The 17,381-nt window shown below is 71.8% G+C and carries 9 protein-coding genes; 4 read left to right on the forward strand and 5 right to left on the reverse strand.

From position 1 onward, the window contains the following. Window positions 1-5: 5 nt before the first annotated feature. From QSK18_RS05945 to topA, 3 genes are all read right to left on the reverse strand, one after another. A complete protein-coding gene (locus tag QSK18_RS05945) occupies window positions 6-1,229 on the reverse strand; it encodes a DNA polymerase III subunit delta' (protein ID WP_232810299.1) in 1,224 nt (407 codons plus the stop codon). Then, window positions 1,226-4,375, reverse strand: coding sequence for a dTMP kinase (tmk, locus tag QSK18_RS05950; RefSeq protein ID WP_285617006.1), 3,150 nt, complete (start codon window positions 4,373-4,375; stop codon window positions 1,226-1,228). The genes QSK18_RS05945 and tmk overlap by 4 nt, the downstream gene beginning before the upstream one ends. A gap of 263 nt (window positions 4,376-4,638) precedes the next feature. Beyond that, on the reverse strand, window positions 4,639-7,464 hold the full coding sequence (topA, locus tag QSK18_RS05955) for a type I DNA topoisomerase (RefSeq protein WP_232810297.1): 2,826 nt from the start codon (window positions 7,462-7,464) through the stop codon (window positions 4,639-4,641). Between the two features lie 617 nt (window positions 7,465-8,081). On the opposite strand from topA, the gene QSK18_RS05960 reads away from it, so the two are divergent. Genes QSK18_RS05960 through QSK18_RS05975 form a run of 4 tightly spaced genes read left to right on the forward strand, consistent with a single transcriptional unit; the run spans window position 8,082 to window position 13,116 of the window. Then, the gene (locus tag QSK18_RS05960) at window positions 8,082-11,747 is read left to right on the forward strand and encodes a sensor histidine kinase (RefSeq protein ID WP_285617008.1); all 3,666 of its coding nucleotides are present in this window, start codon (window positions 8,082-8,084) and stop codon (window positions 11,745-11,747) included. Continuing rightward, window positions 11,744-12,166, forward strand: coding sequence for a roadblock/LC7 domain-containing protein (locus tag QSK18_RS05965; RefSeq protein ID WP_285617011.1), 423 nt, complete (start codon window positions 11,744-11,746; stop codon window positions 12,164-12,166). The genes QSK18_RS05960 and QSK18_RS05965 overlap by 4 nt, the downstream gene beginning before the upstream one ends. A 13-nt stretch (window positions 12,167-12,179) precedes the next feature. Continuing rightward, complete coding sequence (locus QSK18_RS05970) at window positions 12,180-12,560, forward strand: DUF742 domain-containing protein (RefSeq protein ID WP_231443191.1); 381 nt, start codon at window positions 12,180-12,182, stop codon at window positions 12,558-12,560. Then, window positions 12,541-13,116 (forward strand): GTP-binding protein, encoded by a 576-nt coding sequence (locus tag QSK18_RS05975; protein WP_052527280.1) that lies wholly within the window; start codon window positions 12,541-12,543, stop codon window positions 13,114-13,116. Before QSK18_RS05970 ends, QSK18_RS05975 begins: the two co-directional genes overlap by 20 nt. A gap of 57 nt (window positions 13,117-13,173) precedes the next feature. Here QSK18_RS05975 and QSK18_RS05980 read toward each other — a convergent pair whose 3' ends face one another. Next, window positions 13,174-14,730: a DUF7059 domain-containing protein gene (locus QSK18_RS05980; RefSeq protein ID WP_285617021.1), complete on the reverse strand. Its 1,557-nt coding sequence runs from the start codon at window positions 14,728-14,730 to the stop codon at window positions 13,174-13,176. A 90-nt stretch (window positions 14,731-14,820) separates the two neighbouring features. Then, window positions 14,821-17,244, reverse strand: a complete 2,424-nt coding sequence (locus QSK18_RS05985; protein WP_285617024.1) for a sodium-translocating pyrophosphatase — start codon at window positions 17,242-17,244, stop codon at window positions 14,821-14,823. Window positions 17,245-17,381: the final 137 nt, after the last annotated feature.

The following is a 17,381-nucleotide window of genomic DNA, read 5'->3' on the forward strand; positions in this document are numbered from 1 at the left end:
CGTGCTCACGCGGCCGGGCGCAGCTGCACCATCAGCGATTCGAGGGCCAGCAGCGGGGAGACGTTGGCCTCGATCCGCTCGCGGGCCTGGCCGATCGCCTCCATCCGGCGCAGTGTGGAGGTCGCGGTGGTGTTGCGGGCCTCGGCCTCGATGAGATCGGCCATCTCGGCATTGACCAGCTCCACCTCGCCCGCGCGGCCCTCGCCGAGCTGCAGCACGAGCACGTCGCGGTAGAGCGAGAGCAGGTCGATCAGGGAACGATCGAGGACGTCGCGGGTGGCCCGGGTGGCCCGGCGCTTCTGGTTCTCCTCGAGTTGCTTGACCTGGCTGCGCACGGCCGGGGGCAACGTGGACAGGCCTTCGGCGCCGAGGGAACGCAGCAGTGCGGCCTTCTCGGTGGCGTCGCGCTCGGTGGTACTGGCCTTGGACTCCTCGTTGCAGACCTCGATCAGCTCGCCCGCGGCCAGCACGGCGGCGCCGACACTGCGCAGTTTCAGCGGCAGCTTGAGCACGTCACGCCGGCGGATCCGGGCGTCCTCGTCGAGGGCGAGGCGGCGGGCCAGACCGATGTGGCTCTGGGCCGAGCGCGCGGCGAAGGCGGCGATCGCCGGGTCGGCCCCGTCGCGCCGCACCAGCAACTCGGCGACGGCGGCGACCGGCGGAGTACGCAGACCGACCCGGCGGCAGCGGGAGCGGATGGTGGTGAGCACGTCGTCCGAGCTGGGTGCGCACAGCAACCAGACGGTGCGGGGCGGCGGCTCCTCGATGGCCTTCAGCAGCATGTTGCCGGAGGAGTCGTTGAGGCGGTCGGCATCCTCGATCACGATCACCCGCCAACGTCCCTCGGCCGGGCTGCGCTGAGCGAGTTCGATCAGGGGTTTGACGTCGAGCACGCGCAGGATGACGTGCTCGGTGGCGACCAGCCGGACGTCACCGTGGGCACCGGACAGCGCGGTCTGGCAGGCGTGGCAGACGCCGCAGCCGCCCTGAGGGCACTGCAGCGCGGCAGCGAACGCCCGGGCGGCGGTGGAGCGGCCCGAACCGGGCGGGCCGGTGATCAGCCAGGCGTGGGTCATGCCGCCGGAGATGGCGGCCGCCTCGCCGGAGTCCGGGGCCGCATCCACTCCCAGCCCCACGCCGGCCGCCACCATCTCGCCGGCGGCCTTGACGGCCTGCTTCAGGATCGCGATCGCGGCTTCCTGCCCGACCACGTCGTCCCAGACGCTCACGCCTGCCGCCGTCCTCGCCGCCGGACGGGGTTGCCGCCGGTGTCGGTGGTGGTCTCGCCGTCGGACAGGTTGATCGTGCGGTCCTGGTCGAACTCGAGTGCGGTCACGTCGGCGACCTCAGGCATCTGGGCGGTGGGCGGGGGAGTGGCTCGCGCCGGGGTAGGGGCCGGGGTGGGCGGTAGCTCCTGCTCCCGACGCTCGGTCTCGGGCAGTTGCGGGCGCAAGGGCCGATTGGGGACGGGTGTGGTGGCGCCCTCGTAGGGCGGTTCGGCTGGGTGCGGGGCCGGGTATGCGGTGGGCTGGTGCGCAGGTGGAACCTGGGCGGCCGGGGGAACGGGCGGCACCGGCCGGGTGGGCTCGGCCGCCTCTGGAGCTGCCCATGGGTCGTGCTCGGCCTGCTCTGGGGCGGCCCATTCAGCCGAGCGAGACCGCTGCGGGGCGGTCAACTCGTCGGGCTGCCCGAACTGCTGGGACGGCTGCTGGCTCCGAGCCGGCGGGGGAGCGGCCGAGTGCTGCCCCTGGCCGGCCTGCCGGAACTGGCCGGGGTGGGGCTGGCCATGCTGCGGAACCTGACCAGGTTGAACATGGCCGGGCTGAGGGGCCCCACCAGGCTGCCGGAAGTCATTGGGCCGGGCCTGGTCGGGCCCGGCCTGACCAGGCTGCTGGAACTGGCCCGGTTGACCCGGGCTCGCCTGCTGGGAGGGGCCGGGCTGCTGGAACGGGCCGGACTCCGGCTGAACGACGGGCTGCGCGTCGGCACCCTGCTCCACCTGGCCGGGCTCGCCGCTGTGGGCCGTGCGCCGACTGGGCATCTGCACCGGCTCGGTGACCGGGCCGAGTGCCGCTGCGGCCGCCGCCGCAGCGGCACGGCGGTCGACCTCTTCGCGGTTGCGCTGCATCTCCTGGGCCCGCAGCTCCCGCTCGGCCTCCTGCTGCAGCTGCCGCTCGGCCTCGTCACGGGCCCGGCGACGCGACTCCTCGCGTTCCCGGGCCTCCTCGACCCGGCGGCGGCGCAGGTCCGCGTCCATCCGCAGCACCTCGGCCTCGGCCCGGGCCCGGCGCTCGCGGGTCTGGTCCTCCTCGGCCAGCCGCTCGTCCAGCTCGGCCCGGCGCCGGGCCGAGACCGGGAGCACCTGGCGCACCCCTTCGCGGATCAGCTGCTGCACTTCTTCTGCACTCAGCCCGGCGTCGATCACCAGGTAACGGTGCGGGGCGCTGCGCGCCTGGGCGAGGAACTGGGCGCGGACCCGCTCGTGGAAGGTGTCCGACTCGGACTCCAGACGGTCTTCGCCACCCCGGGTCAGATCGTGCGCGCGGCGGGCCTTGCTGACCATCGGATCCACGTCGAGCAGCACGGTCAGGGCCGGCTCCAGACCCTCGGTGGCCCACTCGGAGATCCGCCGCACCTCGTCGCCGTCCAGGTCCCGGCCGGCGCCCTGGTAGGCCACGGAGGAGTCGATGTAGCGATCGGTGACCACCACGGCCCCCCGCGCCAGGGCGGGCCGGACCACCGCCTCGACGTGGTGCGCCCGGTCGGCGGCGAACAACAGCGCCTCGGGGCGGCTGCCCAGCTGGGCGCCGGTGCCGAGCAGCACCTCGCGCAGCCGGACCCCGAGCGGAGTGGCGCCCGGCTCGCGGGTGAGCACCACGTCGTGGCCCTGGTCGGAGCGCAGCCATTCGGCCAGCAGCCGGGCCTGGGTGGACTTGCCCGAACCGTCGCCCCCCTCGAGCGCCACGAACACACCCGGGTATCCGGCGCGCGGACGGCTGACAGCAGCCGGACGGCGGCCGGCCCAGCGGGCGCGCAGGTCGTGCCGCAGGCTGGTGCCGGCCTGGTCGTCGAGCTGCCGGTAGGTGGTGATGCCCAGTGCCAGCGTGAGCAGGGCGGCGATCAGGAAGACGAACGCGGCGCCGTTGTAGCTGAGCGCGCGGGTGTCGGTGAAGTTGACGGTGTGCCGGCCGATCATCGCGGCCAGCGCGGGCCCGGCGGCCAGGACCACCAGCAGGACGATCTGGGTGGCCGAGGTGAGGTAGGCGGAGGTGCGTCGGCGCGTACCGCCGTCGGCGGCCAGGTCGAGCAGCGCCTGCCCGCCCGCCCACGCCGTACCCCCGCAGACGCCCAGGACTCCGGCCAGCAGAACGGCCATCACCATGTTCGGGATCAGGGCGAGCGCGGCCAGGGAGATCCCGGCCGCGATCAGGCTGAGGCCGAACAGCCGGAAGCGGGAAAGGCCGTCGAGCAGTTGCGGCCCGATCCGCAGCCCCAGGGCCAGGCCGATGAACACCGCGGCGAACAGCACACCGAAGCCCGGCTGACCAGCGCCCAGATCGCGGGCGTAGGTCTGGGCCAGGCCGAGCACGGCACCGGCCGCGGCGAAGGCCCCGAGCATGCCGGTGACCAGACCCCGCAGCGCCGGGGTGGAGGTGACGGACCCCCGGCCGGCGGCGATCGCCCCGATCACCGAGGTACGGGCCGGGAGGTCGCCGGTCTCGGGACGGGGGATCGCGACCCGGGCGGCCGCCAGGGCGGAGAAGACGAAGGTGAGTGCGGTGACGTAGAGCATCAGGTCGATCGGCCGGTCACCGAACCGGTCGGCCGCAGTGGCGAGCACACCGTTGATCAGGCTCAGCAGTGCGAATGCGAGCGCCGCGACCGGGGCCGCGCCGTAGATGACGCCCCGCCCGGCCCGAAGGGCCTCTTGGGTGCGGTGCCCGGGCACCAGCGCGGGGATCGACGTCTGCTTCGCCCGCGCTGAGGCGAGCGCCAGCCCCTCGATCAGCAGGGCCGCGACGTAGAGCCAGGTCAGCTTGCCGATGACGGGGATGCTGACGAAGAGCAGGGCGCGCAGCAGGTCGGCCGAGACCAGCACCAGCCGGCCGTTCAGCCGGTCGGTCACCGCGGCGACGGCCGGGCCGAGCAGCACGGCCGGGACCAGCCGCAGGGCCAGCACACCGGCGACGGCCAGATTGATCTGGGTGTACGACCCGTCGGTGAGGGTGGCGGCCAGGGCGACGAGGGCCAGCAGACCGAGCCACTCACCCAGCGACGACCCAACCAGGGCCGGCCGGAAGCGGCGCAGCGCGGGTACCTGGAAGACCGGTGCGACGTCGTCCGGCCCGTTCGGGTGCTCTCCACTGGCTGTCACTCGGTCAGGGTAACCGCCGCCACGGACACTCTCCGGAATCAGCGGGCGGGTCCCGAGGGGCCGGGACGACCGTTCCCGGCGCGCCCCGTTCGGCAACGGTCGTTCCGTGTCCCCAGAAGAGGTTTCCGTTCAAGGACGTCCGTGGGCACCGCCTGTGGGCCGGTTTCAGGGCGATTCGGGACCGGTTCGGGCCGAGTCCGCCCGAACCGGGCGTACGGGCGTCCGTACTACCGCCGGTTCGTCCGGCGGTAGTACGGAGCCGGTTACTCGGCGGCCGCCGTCTTCTTGGTGGTGGCCTTTTTTGCAGGGGCCTTCTTGGCGGCGGTCGTCTTCTTGGCCGTGGTCTTCTTCGCGGCCGTCTTCTTGGCCGCCGTCGACGTGGTCTTCTTCGCCGTCGTCTTGGTGGTCTTCTTGGCCGTCTTCTTCGTGGTCTTGCGCGGCGCCGCCGCCCGCTTCTCGGCGAGCAGTTCGGCAGCCCGCTCCAGCGTGACCGACTCGACCTCGTCCCCCTTGCGCAGGGTGGCGTTGGTCGTGCCGTCGGTGACGTAGGCGCCGAACCGGCCGTCCTTGATCACGATCGGGGCCTCGGTCACCGGGTCCGGCCCGAGCTCGCGCAGCGGCGGCGCCGCGGCCCGGCGGCCACGCTGCTTGGGCTGGGCGTAGATGGCCTGGGCCTGCTCCATCGTGACCGTGAAGATCTGGTCCTCGGTCTCCAGCGACCGGGAGTCGGTGCCCCGCTTCAGGTACGGGCCGTAGCGGCCGTTCTGGGCGGTGACCTCCTCGTTCGTCTCCGGGTCGACCCCGACCAGGCGAGGCAGGGACAGCAGTCGCAACGCCTCGTCCAAAGTCACCGACTGCACGTCCATGCTCTTGAACAGGCTGCCGGTGCGCGGCTTGGCCGACTTCGGCGCGTCGTCCGGGAGGATCTCGGTGACGTAGGGGCCGAACCGGCCGTTGCGGGCCACGATCTGACGTCCGGTGTCCGGGTCGGTGCCCAGCTCACGGTCGCCGTCGGCCTGGGTCTCGAGCAGTTCGCGGGCCTTCTCCACGGTCAGCTCGTCCGGCGCCACGTCGTCCGGCACGCTGGCCCGCCGGGCCTCGCCGTCCTCGCCGGGCACCTCGAGGTAGGGGCCGTAGCGGCCGACCCGCAACACGATGCCCTCGCCCAGCGGCACCGAGTTGATGTCCCGGGCGTCGATGTCGCCCAGGTCGTCGACCAGCGGCTTGAGCCCGTGCATGGCGTCCGGTCCGGCCGGGCGCGGCTGCTGGCTGCTGCCGTCGCCTTCGGGTGCCGAGCCGTCACCGAAGTAGAACCGGGCCAGCCACTGCCGGCGGTCCTGCTCACCGGCGGCGATCTGGTCGAGGTCGGCCTCCATCGAGGCGGTGAACTCGTAGTCGACCAGCCCGCCGAAGTGTTCCTCCAGCAGCCGGGTGACCGCGAACGCCAGCCAGGTCGGCACCAGCGCGTTGCCCTTGTGCCCGACGTAGCCCCGGTTGACGATCACGTCGATCGTGGCGGCGTAGGTGGAGGGCCGGCCGATCCCCCGCTCCTCCAGCGCCTTGACCAGGCTGGCCTGGGTGTAGCGCGGCGGCGGGGAGGTGGTGTGACCGTCGGCGGTCAGGTCCCGGGTGTCGAGCGCGTCACCGACCGCCAGTTCCGGCAGCCGTCGTTCGTCGTCGTCGCCACCGTGACGCTCCTCGTCCCGGCCCTCCTCGTAGGCGGCCAGGAAGCCACGGAAGGTGATCACCGTGCCGGAAGCGCCGAAGACCGCGTCGCGGCCGTCGGAGGTGCGCGCCCCGAGCCGGATCGTCGCGGTGGAGCCGCGGGCGTCCTCCATCTGCGAGGCCACCGTGCGCTTCCAGATCAGCTCGTAGAGCCGGAACTCGTCGCCGCTGAGCTCGCTCGAGACCTGGGCCGGGGTCCGGAAGTGGTCTCCGGCCGGGCGGATCGCCTCGTGCGCCTCCTGGGCGTTCTTCGACTTGCTGGCGTAGACCCGGGGCTGCGCCGGGACGTACTCGGCGCCGTACAGGTCCGCGGCCTGCTGCCGGGCGGCGTTGACCGCCTGGTCCGACAGCGTCGTGGAGTCGGTACGCATGTAGGTGATGTAGCCGTTCTCGTACAACGACTGGGCGGTGCGCATCGCCTGCTTGGCCGACAGCCGCAGCTTGCGCCCGGCCTCCTGCTGCAGGGTCGAGGTGGTGAACGGGGCGGCCGGCCGCCGCCGGTAGGGCTTCTCCTCGACACTACGGACGCTCGTGCTCGCCCCTTCGAGGGCTCGCACCAGGGCGTTCGCGGCGGCTTCGTCCAGGTGGACGACGTCCGGCGAGGTCAGCCGGCCGGTGTCGTCGAAGTCGCGGCCGGTGGCCACACGGCGCTCGTCCAGGGCGACCAGGCGGGCACCGAACCAGCGGCCCGCCTGGGCGTGCGGCTCGGACGCGGCGAAGTCACCGGTCAGGTCCCAGTACGAGGCGGCCCGGAAGGCCATCCGCTCGCGTTCGCGCTCGACCACCAGACGGGTGGCGACGGACTGCACCCGTCCGGCCGAGAGGCCGGCCCGCACCTTGCGCCACAGCACCGGGGAGACCTCGTAGCCGTACAGCCGGTCCAGGATCCGGCGCGTCTCCTGGGCGTCGACCAGGCGCTCGTCCAGGTCGCGGGTCTGCTGGAGGGCGCGGCTGATCGCCTCCCGGGTGATCTCGTGGAACACCATCCGGTGCACCGGGATCTTCGGCTGCAGTACTTCCAGCAGGTGCCACGCGATGGCCTCGCCCTCGCGGTCCTCGTCGGTGGCGAGGTAGAGCTCGTCCGCGTCCTTCAGCGCCCGCTTGAGCTCGCCGACCTTCTTCTTCTTGTCGGCGTCGACCACGTAGTAGGCCTCGAAGCCGTTGTCCACGTCGACGGCGAACTTCCCGAAGGGGCCCTTCTTCATCTCCGGCGGGAGCTCGCTGGGCTGGGGCAGGTCACGGATGTGGCCGACACTCGCCTCGACGTCGAACTCCGGGCCGAGGTACTCGGCGATCTTCCGGGCCTTGGTAGGCGACTCGACGATCACGAGCCGCCTGCCGTTCGTGGTCTTGCTGGCGGCCACAGGCTCACCTTTCCTGACGCTGTCCACTGACGCTCACTCCCCCCGCGACGCTGTCCGTTCTTCTCCGGACGGGCAGACGGGGGCGTTCTTCGCCTCCGTCACGCGGCTGGGGCGGGACGCTACACAACGCGCACCGGTGAAGCACCGTAACCCGAGAGCCGCCGGGCGTGGGTGCTCGCGGCCTTCGTCGGCGTCACGTCTCCGCAGCGAGAGTGACACGCAAAGTGACGAGGAGCCACCCCCGGCTCAAGTGCGGCAAGTCCATCCGGGTGTGTTCAGCGTCACAACGAATCCCACTGAACGGAGGTTGCCCAGGCCGTAGCCGGTGGGCATGGGCCACGATTGCCGTCGGGTTGCCCCGAGGCGCTAGGGTGATTTGGACACGAGTGCGGAGAATAAGGCCCTCAAGTTGGCCGTGCGCGGTGAGGCCAGGTTCGTCGAGTGCCTGCATCGGGACGTAGCCTCTGACGAGACCTTCTGCCACGATCAGCACACGCTGGACAACGAGGTGGGCCGAGATGCCGGGGATGGACCGCGTCAACGAAGACGCGGAAAGATCACTGAGCGGACGGCCAGATTACCGGATGCCACTTGAGAGTGGCCGCAGGGAGGATCGCGTGCCGCGACACGGTTCGGCCGAACCGGGGGCCGACGTCGAGAGCGTCCCGGACGCGCCCCGTCGCTCGTCTATTGCCGGATGGTCCATCCGCCGCAAGCTGACGCTTCTGGTCACCATTCCGCTCGTCGTGCTGCTCATCGGTGGCGGTTTCCTGGTCTGGTCGCTGACCACCACCTACCAGAAGGCACACACCGCCCGGCTCGACGCCGAGCTGATGGAGCCGTCGCTGCGGCTCAGCCGCGTGCTGTTCAACGAGTTCGGCATGCCGGGGGCCAACACCGACGCCGAGAAGCTGGCCGGCCTGCGCGCCCAGACCGACTCCGAGGTCGCTGCCATCCGGCCGAAGCTCGAGGACCTGGCCGACCGCGGCTCGTCCGACTCGGCCCTGCCCGGCACCGCCACCACCATGCTCGCCCAGCTCGACCGGATCCCCTCGATCCGGTCGACGGTCGACAGCATGATCGACAACGGCGCGCTGAGCGGCAGCACCGGCGTCAACCAGGTGCGCTCGATCACCGAGCTGCTCTTCGACGTCACCCGTGACCTCCCCGAGAACCTGGCCACCGACCTCGGCGTCACCACCAACGACATCGACACGGTGGCCGGCGGTCAGCTGTTCTCCGCGGTGTCCCGCACCGGTTTCTCCGCGGCCGAGGAGATCACCGTTTTCAGCGGGGTGTTCACCGGTCAGACCAAGGTCAACATCACCACCGTGCGTAACCTCGAGTCCCTGGTCGCGCAGCAGGCCCTCGGGGTCACCCAGGCCGAGGCGGTGGCCGACGACGCACAGACCAGGCGCCTGCTCGAGCTCAGCAACCTCAACGCCAACATGAACCGCTGGCGCAACTCCCTCGAGAACTCGCTGGTCGAGCCCGGCGACAGCCTCGGTTCGCCCAACGACTTCACCAAGCTCGCGGTCAGCCGGCTGGCCGACATCGAGACGGTCGCCACCGAGGCGGGTCGCACCACACTGAAGACGGCGCAGGACGCCGAGACCGGAGCGCTCTTCCGGGTCGCCGTGGTGGCCGGGGCCGTGCTCGTCACCATCCTCGTGGTGAGCGCTCTGCTGACCACGATCGCCCGTACCGTCACCGCCCCGCTGCGCCGGCTGCGCGCCGGTGCCGTCGAGGTCGCCAGCGTGCAGCTGCCGGCCGCGGTGGCCCGGATCGAGCAGGACGGTGTGGGGGCCGACATCTCGCTGCCCCCGGTGCTCCCGGCCGACTTCAACCCCGGTCCGGAGACCCTCGAGGTGGCCCACGCGGTCGACGACCTCGGTGCCGAGGCCGTGCGTCTGGCCACCGCCCAGGTCCGCCTGCGCCGCGCGCTCGACGAGGCCTTCGTCAGCATGTCCCGCCGTAGCCAGTCGATGGTGGAGAAGCAGCTCGCCATCATCGACAGCCTGGAGAGCCAGGAGCAGGACCCCGACCAGCTGCGCAACCTGTTCCGGCTGGACCACCTGGCCGCCCGGATGCGCCGCTACAACGACAACCTGCTGGTGCTCGCCGGTTCCGCGGTGCGCACCCGGGCCACGGCCCCGGTCAAGATCGCGGAGCTGTTCCGCGCCGCCACCTCCGAGATGGAGCAGTACGAGCGGGTCCGGCTGCAGCCGGTCAGCGGCGCCTCGATCGCCGGTACGGTCGCCGGCGAGCTCGTCCACCTGCTGGCCGAGCTGCTCGACAACGCGGCCATGTACTCGCCGCCCTCCAGCGCGATCGTGCTCTCCGCGGCCTTCACCGCCGACGGCGGCCTGCAGATCGAGGTGCTCGACGCCGGTGTCGGGATCAGCCCCGGTGAGCTCGACCGCCTGAACGCCCGCCTCACCCAGCCCGAGTCGATCGACACCCAGGTCCCGTCCCGCATGGGTCTGTTCGTGGTCGCCCGCCTGGCCCGCCGCGGCACCTTCGGGGTGCAGCTGCAGGCCCGGCCCGACGCCTCGGGCACCATCGCCCTCGTCCGGGTGCCCGCCTCGCTGGTCATCGGCGCCCCGGGCAGCACCGGCGAGAACCCCACCGGCACCAACCCGCAGGTCCGGCCGCTCACCCCGTCGGCGGGCATGCCCCGTCCGCAGCTGTCGCAGCCGCAGGGCCAGGCGCAGAACGGGTACGGCACCTTCGGGCAGATGGGTCAGCCGGCGCTGCGCGAGCAGCAGATCCCCGCTCCCTCACCCGCCGCCACCGCGGCCGGGGCGGCCGCCCAGGCCGCCGCAGGCGTCCGTTCGGTCGCCGACGAGGACGACTCCGAACTGCCCCGCCGTCGCCGCGGGCCGGCCACCGGCACGAACGCCGGCCTGCCGCCCGAGGCCTCGAACATTGCCGACACCGGTTCCAGCGGGCTGTTCACCCCGAACATCCCCACCGCGCCGGGCGAGGCTCCCGAACGCAACGCCGGAACATTCGCCGCCCGTCCGGGCGCGGCCCCGCAGCAGCAGCCCGCGGCCTTCAGCTTCAGCCAGGACGACCAGCAGCAGGGCTTCGCCCGTCCGGAGAGCCAGCCCGCCCGCACCCCGCAGTTCACGCTGCCGCCGCCGGAGACCACCCCGGGCGGTATCCCCAGCCTGCCCACCCGCACCCCGGGGGCGCGCACCCCGCAGCCGCTGGGCGGGCTCAGCCAGGGCTTCGGGCAGAACGAGCAGGGTTTCGGCCCGGAGGACGAGCAGCCCGAGCAGGGCTTCAACACCCGCGCCGGGCTCGGCTTCGGCCAGCAGAACCCGCCGAACTTCACCGCGCAGCAGGTGCGGGGGCTCGGTCAGCCCGACCCGACGTTCGGTCAGCCCCTGCCGGGCTTCGGCCAGGCGGCCTTCGAGAACAACCAGCGGCAGCCTCCGGCCCGCCCGGCCGGCTACGGCGCCGACGACAACACTCCGGCCGCGGGCATCTCCGGTCTGCCGGGGCTGAGCCGTCGTCCGATCGAGAGCGGCCCGGCGACCGGCGGCCTGCCGGTCAACGACCCGCTGTCTGCCTCGACCGGCTCGTTCCGGGCCGCGCCGAACCGGGGCCTGCCCTCCGGCCAGGAGAACTCCGACTGGCAGGACCCGGATCTGCCGACCGAGCTGGCCGCCCGGGCCTCGGCCTCGGCCGCCTACCGGCCGGCCGAGCCGCCGTCCCCGATGATCGGCGAGAACGTCCGCCCGGACTTCAACGACCCGACGCCGATCTTCGACCAGATCTCGGTCTGGTTCAGCTCGGAGCCGGCGCCGGCCGCCCCCTCGATCTCGGTCGAGAACGGCGACCAGCGCGTCATCGACCTGCGCGACCACGAGCGGGAGAACACCAAGCAGTCGAGCCGCTGGGCGGCCCTGGGCGACCAGCGCTGGCTGGCGACCAACGCCCGCGCCGCCTCGGCCCCCGAGACCGACGGGCGTTCGGACGCGGGTCTGCCGACCCGCCGGCCCGGCGCCAACCTGCTGCCCTCGACGGCCGGTGCGGTCACGGACGCAGCTGCGGCCCGTCCCCGCGCCACCCCGGCCCGCGGCCAGGCCGCAGACGCTACCGTCGTCCGTGGCCGGCTGGGCAGCTACCAGCGTGGTCTGGCCAATGCCCGCAAGGCACGGCAGAAGTCAGACCCGGCTCCGGCCTTCAACCCGGTCGGGGCAAGCCTTTTCACCACCAACAGCGACGGCGGTGCCGACAGTGGCTCCTCCGCAGAGCAAGGAGGGGACCAGTGAGCACGGGCACCGGCACCGACGTCACCTGGCTGGTCGACGGGTTCGCACAGCGGGTACCAGGAGTGGCGCACGCAGCCGTGGTCTCGGCCGACGGTCTTCTTGTGGCGAGTTCCGCAGGACTTCCGCGTGACCGCGCCGACCAGCTGTCCGCAGTCGCGTCCGGACTGGGCAGCCTCACCAACGGCGCCGCAATGTGCTTCGCCGCGGGAGCGGTGGTCCAGACGGTCGTCGAGATGCAGGGCGGTTTCCTGCTTCTGATGGCCATCTCGGACGGATCCTGGCTGGCGGTCCTGGCCGCCCCGACCTCCGACATCGGCCTGGTCGGCTACGAGATGACGCTGCTGGTCGACCGGGTCGGACAGCACCTGTCGCCGGAGATCAGGCACAACGGCCACGGTGGCTCGCTGCCACCGATGTGAGCAGATTGCCGAGATGACCGACTACTCAGCTCATGAGGGCGGGGACCCGCCACCGTCGATGGTGCGTCCCTACGCCCGAACCGGTGGACGTACCCGCCCGGTGCACGACCTCGACCTCGAGGCTCTGGTGGTGACCACGGTCGCCGGCCAGGACCCGGGAATGAACGACTTGCTCTCGCCGGAACACAGCACGGTGATCGAGTTGTGTGAGGGAACGATCTCCGTCGCCGAGATCGCCGCCCGGCTGCACACCCCGCTCGGCGTGGCCCGCGTGATTATCGCGGACATGGTCGAGCTGGGTCTGGTCGAGGTGCTGAGCACGGCGAACGCTTCTGGTGACGAACGTGATCCAGCTTTCTTGAGGAGGGTGCTCAGTGGCCTTCAGCGGCTCTGAGACCAGGGCCACCCGATCGACGAAAATCGTCATCTCGGGTGGATTCGGTGCGGGCAAGACCACGTTCGTGGGTGCGGTCTCCGAGATCATGCCGCTGCGGACCGAGGCCGTGATGACCTCGGCCAGCGTCGGCGTGGACGATCTCTCGGCCACACCGAACAAGACGACCACCACGGTCGCCATGGACTTCGGCCGGATCAGCATCGACCAGGAACTGGTGCTCTACCTGTTCGGGTCGCCTGGTCAGAACCGGTTCTGGTTCATGTGGGACGACCTGGTGCGCGGGGCGATCGGGGCGGTCGTCCTGGTCGACACCCGGCGACTGGAAGACTGTTTCGGCCCGATCGATTTCTTCGAGGCCCGCAATCTTCCCTTCGTGGTCGCCATCAACGCCTTCGACGGACTGCTGCGGCACCGCCCCGAGGACGTGCGCGAGGCGCTACAGCTCAGCCAGGACGTTCCGGTCCTGGTGTGCGACGCCCGGGAGCGGGAGTCTGCCAAGCAGACCCTGATCTCCGTGGTCGAGCACGCCCTGGCGACCTGGAGCCGGGCCTAAGGTCCGGTGCTGAGGGCGGATCGTGCGAACCCGCACGATCCGCTCTTAGGCATGCCTCTACTCGGCCGGCTCCAGCAGCCCGTCGCGCACCAGATTGCGCACGTCGCTGAGCAGTTCGGTCTGCAACGCGGCCACGTCCACCTCCAGCAGGGAGGCGAGTGCGCCGATCAGCCGGCCCACCGGGATGTCGCCGGAACTGGCTCCGACGAACCCGGTCAGCGCGGTGCCCGCCTGCACCACACGACCCGCGCCGCCACCCTGCCGGAGCAGGATCACGCTCGGGTCCTCGGCGCCGGGCCGGTGGTGACGTTCCTCGGTGACGTCCGGGGCGACCCGCACCGTCGCGGCCAGGAGCGCCTCGTCGTCGTGGGCCGCCAGCCAGTCGTGCCGTTCCAGAGTGGCCAGCACCTCGTCGCCCCAGGGCAGGCCCGGTCCGGTGCGACGCTCCTCGACGATCCGTAAGGGAGCGCCGCTCTCACGCTCCGGACGGCGCAGCGTGATCAGCCCGAAGCCGACGCCCTCCACCCCGCGCGAGGCGAAGTCGGCCAGCCAGGCCGCGTACAGGTCGTCCGCGTCCTTCCCCAGGTGCTGCCCCGAGTCGCGGATCCAGGTCTCCGCGTACTCGGCCGGATCCTGCCACTCCCGCTGCACCACCCAGCCGTCCAGGCCGGAGGCCGTCAGCCAGGAAGACACGCGATCGGTCCACCCCTCGTCCGCACGCCCTTCCCAGTTGCCCAGGAACTGGGCGATCCCCCCGGGCGCGAGCACCGAACCGACCGACTCGACCAGGTGCCGCACCAGGTCGTCGCCGACCATCCCGCCGTCCCGGTACTCGAAGGCCGCCGCCGGGGTCGAACGCGGGGTGATCACGAACGGCGGGTTGCTGACCACCTGGTCGAACTCCTGGCCGGTGACCGGTTCGAGCAGGCTGCCCAGTCGTCCTTCGATCGTGGTGGTGCCGATGGTGGGTGCGTTGAGCGCCCAGTTCAGTCCGGCCAATTGCAGTGCGCGAGCAGAGACGTCGGTGGCCACAACGTGTTTCGAGTGCCGCGCGGCGTGCAGGGCCTGAATGCCGCAGCCGGTGCCGAGATCCAGCACACGGCCGGTCGGCCGGCGTACGGTGCACCGGGCCAGGGTCAGCGAGGCGCCGCCCACTCCGAGCACGTGATCCTCCGAGAGTGGGCGGCCGGTGGCCACCTCGGACAGGTCGGAGGCCAGCCACCAGTCGGCCGGGCCGAGCGCGTCCACCGTGGCGTAGGGGCGCAGGTCGACCAGGGCCCGCACCGGATCGGCCGGGTCCGGGCCCGCGGCGGCGAGCAGCCCGAGTTCGCTCAGCCCGGCCACCCCGGTCCGGGGCACGGCCCGGGCCAGGCGCCCGGCCGGGACCTCCAGCCCGAGCACGAACACGGCGACCAGTGCGGCCAGCGGCTCTTGGGACGGCGAGGCCAGATGCTGGGCCACAGCCAGACGGGCGGGCAGCGACTGCTCACGCCCCAGGGCGGCCTGAGCCACCGGCCCGAGCAGGTCGTTGACCGCGTCCACGGTGAACCCGGTCAGGTCGGCGCGGAGTTTCCCGACCAGTTCGTCGTTCCGGGACTTGGCGTCTGCACTCATGCCCTCGTTCTACCGTGTCGGCGGGCGCAAACGTGAAACCGGCCGCGCGGACCAGGTCCACGCGGCCGGTTCGGCCTGTCGGAGCGGGTGTTACGGGGTGGTCCGGGCCGAGGTGGTGCCCTCGTCCACGTCCACCGTCGTGGCCACCGGTGCCGTCGGCTGGGTCGGTGACCCGGCCACGGCGGCGGCCGGCTGACCAGAGGTGACCGGGGCCGACGTCCCCACATCGGAGTCGCCGTAGTCGACGGTGCGCCGCTTGGTCACCACCAGGGCAGCCACGATGATCGCCACCGCGATCGCGGTGATCGTGTAACGCAGTGCGGCGGAGGCGTCTTCACCCACGCTGAGCTGCACCACCGCAGGAGCGATGAGCACGGCGACCAGGTTCATCACCTTGATCAGCGGGTTGATCGACGGGCCGGCCGTGTCCTTGAACGGGTCGCCGACGGTGTCACCGATCACCGCCGCAGCATGGGCCGGGGAGCCCTTGCCGCCGTGGTGGCCGTCTTCCACGATCTTCTTCGCGTTGTCCCAGGCGCCACCGGAGTTGGCCAGGAACACGGCCATCAGGGCGCCGGCGCCGATCGCACCGGCCAGGTAGCCGGCCAGCGGGCCGATGCCCAGACCGAAACCGACTGCGACCGGGGCCAGAGCGGCCAGCAGGCCGGGGGTGGCCAGCTCGCGCAGCGAGTCGCGGGTGCAGATGTCGACCACCTTCCCGTAGTCCGGCTTGACCGAATAGTCCATGATCCCGGGGTTGTCGCGGAACTGACGCCTGACCTCCACCACGATCGCCCCGGCCGCCCGGGTGACGGCGTTGATCGCCAGCCCGGAGAACAGGAACACGACCGCTGCCCCGAGCATGAGCCCGACCAGGGTGTTGGGCTGGACGATCTCCACCCCGAAGCTGCGGGGCAGGTCACCCAGGGCCGCACCCGAGTCGGCCAGGGCCTTCTGCACGGCGTCGGTGTACGAACCGAACAGCGCGGTTGCCGCGAGCACGGCCGTGGCGATCGCGATGCCCTTGGTGATGGCCTTGGTGGTGTTGCCCACCGCGTCCAGTTCGGTCAGGATCTGCGCGCCCTCACCGTCCACGTCACCGGACATCTCGGCGATGCCCTGGGCGTTGTCGCTGACCGGGCCGAAGGTGTCCATCGCGACGATGACGCCGACCGTGGTGAGCAGGCCGCAGCCGGCCAGCGCGATCAGGAACAGCGACAGCCAGATCGAGACCCCGCCCAGGGTGAAGGCGAGGAACACGGCCCCGGCGATGATGCCGGTGGTGTAGACCGCCGACTCCAGACCCAGGCCGATGCCGGAGAGCACCACGGTAGCCGCCCCGGTGGTGGTGGTGTCGGCCACATCCTTGGTCGGGCGCTTGTCGGTGCCGGTGTAGTAGCCGGTGAGCCAGAGGATCACCCCGGCCAGCACGATGCCGATCATGACGGCGGCGAAGGAGATCAGCCGCGGGTCGCCGTCGAGCCTGGCCACCACGGAGTCGGCCCCGGTGAAGTCGGCGAAGGACGAGGGCAGGTAGGTGAACGAGGCGATCGCGCAGAGCACGGCCGAGACCACGGCGGAGATGCCGAAACCGCGGTTGATCGCGGCCAGGCCGCTCTCACCCGGCCGGGTGCGGGTGATCAGGACGCCGAGCACGGCGGTCAGGGCCCCCAGGGCAGGCACGATCAGCGGGAACACCAGGCCTTCGACGCCGAAGGCGGCCTTGCCCAGGATCAGGGCGGCGACCAGGGTCACGGCGTAGGACTCGAACAGGTCGGCGGCCATGCCTGCGCAGTCACCCACGTTGTCGCCGACATTGTCGGCGATGGTGGCGGCGTTGCGCGGGTCGTCCTCGGGGATCCCCTGCTCGACCTTGCCGACCAGGTCGGCGCCGACGTCGGCGGCCTTGGTGAAGATGCCGCCACCGACGCGCATGAACATGGCCAGCAGGGCGGCGCCGAAACCGAAACCTTCCAGGACGGAAGGGGCGTCGCCCTCGTACAGGAGCACCACGGCCGAGGCGCCCAGCAGGCCGAGACCGACCGTGCACATGCCGACGAAGCCACCGGTGCGGAAGGCCAGGCGCATGCCCTCGTCGCGGTCGCCCTTGCGGGCCGCTTCGGCGACCCGGACGTTGGCCCGGACCGCCAGGGACATGCCCAGGTAGCCGATCGCGGCCGAGAACAGGGCCCCGACCACGAAGAAGATGCCCCGGCCGATACGGACGTCCGCATCACCGGGCAGGAGGAAGAGGACTGCCAGGACGAGGACGACGAAGGCGGCCAGCGTCCGGAACTGACGGCGTAGGTAGGCCGCCGCCCCTTCCTGTACCGCGGTGCCGATCTCGACCATGCTTCGTGAGCCGTCCGGCGCGGCGAGGACGGCCTGGCGGAATGCCGCGGCCACCCCCAGCGCCACGAGGGCGATCACGAAGACCACGACCACCAGTGTCAGATTTCGGCCTTCGAGATTTACATCTGCCGTGGTGGTGGCAGCCAGAGTGCCGTAGTGCATCCGTCCTCCTCGACGTGCGCGGGCGCGACCCCCTCACCCGTCGCGGGCGGAAGGGTCGAACAGGTGCAGGCGACAGGGCGAATCGGGGCCTTGGCGTGCGTGGGACGCCGGATGACCGGCGAGAGTTCCCACGCGGG

It is taken from the genome of Kineosporia sp. NBRC 101677 (assembly GCF_030269265.1).
In the GTDB taxonomy this organism is placed as follows: Bacteria; Actinomycetota; Actinomycetes; order Actinomycetales; family Kineosporiaceae; genus Kineosporia; species Kineosporia rhizophila.

Coding starts and splice junctions, on each gene's coding strand:
- QSK18_RS05980 (WP_285617021.1), bottom strand. CDS start 14,730: ATGAGTGCAGACGCCAAGTCCCGGAACGACGAACTGGTCGGGAAACTC.
- QSK18_RS05985 (WP_285617024.1), bottom strand. CDS start 17,244: ATGCACTACGGCACTCTGGCTGCCACCACCACGGCAGATGTAAATCTC.
- QSK18_RS05970 (WP_231443191.1), top strand. CDS start 12,180: ATGACCGACTACTCAGCTCATGAGGGCGGGGACCCGCCACCGTCGATG.